Origin of the sequence: Citrobacter sp. Awk 2 (assembly GCF_028069815.1) — a bacterium.
Classification (GTDB): domain Bacteria; phylum Pseudomonadota; class Gammaproteobacteria; order Enterobacterales; family Enterobacteriaceae; genus Citrobacter.
Genome location: NZ_JANEWL010000210.1, coordinates 1 through 1,365, shown reverse-complemented (window position 1 = coordinate 1,365; position 1,365 = coordinate 1). Strand labels below are relative to the sequence as shown.

Below are 1,365 nucleotides of genomic sequence, written 5' to 3'. Positions count from 1 at the left end.
GCGACATTTGCCGATATTGTAAAGAAAGTGGCTGAAAACAAAACACGCTTAAAAAAGCAAGGGTGTGAAAGATTACTTGCAGGAGCCAGCAGTGATGGCGAAAGCTGGTCACCGGCCGGGAAAACGCAAGGCGGTGTACCAGAGCGTGATAACCACGGNACCACCTGGATTTACTGTAACCCTCACGACCGGGTAATGGGCTCTGCCCCTTTNCGCAGTATTGGCTGGCAGGGACTGCCCAATACGGAAACCAGCCGTTTTACAGAGTCCCATCCCCTGTTTAAGGCCGCGGGAGACACGCTGTACGTGCGTATGCTCGGGCGGAACACGCCATGCGGCGTTGAACCCAGCACGCAGACCCACTTTAGCAATCTTGATGATGGGAAACCATTCTGGGACAGCACCAGAACCCTAATGCAGAAGATGACCTGGCCTGCGCCGGAAAAAGGGCAAAAGCTGACCATCAATGGGCCATTGGTGCCTGAACCTCTGTCAGCAGAAGAATTAAAAGATTTTGACCAGGATTATCGCAGCAAAGAAAAACAGACAGGAAAAATTGGCTATGGCTACGGGCAAATAGATCCCGACAGAAATGCCCCTGTTGATGTCGACTATCGCTATTACATATCGCTCTACGGCTATTTTGACCAGAAAATGAAACTTAAAGAACCTTCAGGAATTCAATTGCCGGGGCCCGGTTCAAAAGCGGATCGTAACAGATATGAAAAGCAATCAAGAGCCGAGATGCTTGAAGATGTTCGTACTTATGTTCAGCGTCCGACGGATCACAGCACATTACCGATGAGTGAAGAATTTATGAGCCGGGTTGTTGCCTATGACTTACCCATCGGGTATTGCTGGCATTCATGGGACAGGGCAAGCCTTGCTGAATTACGCTATCAGGCTGACTGGCTGGAGAGTGATGATTATTACTGGACAGGTAAATTGAGTATTCCAGCAATGCCAGCGATTATTGGAAGAGATATCGCAAAAGATGTGGTTGAGGAAAATGCCGGTGCGCTAGCACGTCTCAATATCAAATAATAATGTCAATAACGTCAATGTGCGGATATAGACCAGTGAGAATCTGATGCTGACGGCGGGTAAGCAACTGGATATCGGGGCCCGGAAGGATTTCACTCTGGCTGCTGGTAAACAACTCAGCCTGTACAGCCGTGAGGGTGCAAAACTATTCAGTTCGAACAACGATATTGATATTCAGGCACAGGGCGGAAATATCACCACCTGGTCGACGCAGGACACGCATATTTCGAGTGGCAAGAAACTGGTTGTTACGGCGCAGGACGAACTGACACTGATATGCGGCGGCGGCTATATCAAAATCAAAGGTGGAAATGTCGAGAT

At 49.0% G+C, this 1,365-nt stretch carries 1 protein-coding gene and 1 pseudogene; both read left to right on the top strand.

What is annotated here, in order from left to right; translation table 11 throughout:
- The first annotated feature begins 15 nt into the window (after positions 1 to 15).
- Complete coding sequence (locus NNO02_RS23210; RefSeq protein WP_442867931.1) at positions 16 to 1,044, top strand: T6SS effector phospholipase Tle3 domain-containing protein; 1,029 nt, start codon at positions 16 to 18, stop codon at positions 1,042 to 1,044.
- A 34-nt stretch (positions 1,045 to 1,078) separates the two neighbouring features.
- A pseudogene (locus NNO02_RS23205) lies at positions 1,079 to 1,365 on the top strand (DUF2345 domain-containing protein); the annotation flags it as partial.